The sequence below is a fragment of the Bowmanella yangjiangensis genome, assembly GCF_017255015.1.
Taxonomy (GTDB): domain Bacteria; phylum Pseudomonadota; class Gammaproteobacteria; order Enterobacterales; family Alteromonadaceae; genus Bowmanella; species Bowmanella yangjiangensis.
In genome coordinates, this window is record NZ_JAFKCS010000336.1 from 1 (window position 1) to 869 (window position 869).

1 protein-coding gene is annotated in these 869 nt (G+C 69.9%); it reads left to right on the forward strand.

Annotated elements, in window-relative coordinates; all coding sequences use genetic code 11:
- Positions 1–869: tRNA lysidine(34) synthetase TilS (gene tilS / locus J0A65_RS24395; RefSeq protein WP_206596844.1), on the forward strand; the 869-nt coding region annotated here is incomplete at both ends.

The following is an 869-nucleotide window of genomic DNA, read 5'->3' on the forward strand; positions in this document are numbered from 1 at the left end:
GTGGCCTGGCGGCGATGCCAGGGCAGCGCCCGCTGGGGCGGGGGACGCTGCTGCGGCCGCTGCTGGATTGCTCGCGGGCCGAACTGCAGGGCTACGCCGAGGCGCATGGGCTGAGCTGGATCGAAGACCCGAGCAACGCCGACACACGATTCAGCCGCAACTTCCTGCGCCAGCGGGTGATGCCGTTGCTGGCCGAGCGCTGGCCCCAGGCTGGCGTCGCTCTCGCGCGCAGCGCGGCGCACCTGAGCGAGGCCGAGCAGCTGTTGGGCGAGCTGGCCCGCATGGATCTGCAGGCTGCACGCGGCGAACCGCTCTTTCCCTGGCTGGCGCTGCCGTCACTCGAGCTGTCGCTGGTAACGCAACTGAGCGATGCGCGGCAGCGCAATCTGCTGCGTCATTGGCTGGCGCCGTTGAGTCGCATGCCCGACAGCGATCACTGGGCCGGTTGGCGGGACCTGCGCGACGCGGCCGGGGATGCGTCGCCCGTCTGGAAGCTGGCGGATGGCGAGCTGCACCGCGCGGATGGCCGTCTGTACTGGCTCAGCGCTGACTGGCTGGCGCCGCCCGTGCTGCCCGATCCTGCCGTTGTGCGCGTGCAGGGCACATCCGAGCTGCCTGGCAACGGCCAGGTGCAGATAAGAGGTGAGTTGCCTGCGGGACGCTGGCACCTGCGCTACCGCCTGGGCGGCGAATCGCTGCACCTGCCGGAGCGTGGCAGGCGCGACCTCAAGCGCCTGCTCAACGAGTGGCGTGTGCCGGCGTTCGTGCGTCCGCGACTGCCATTGTTGTTCGATGGCGACGAGTTGATGGCCGTGGCGAATCTGGCGCAATCAGCGTCGTTACAGGCGTGCGGCGTGCGTCTTCACTGG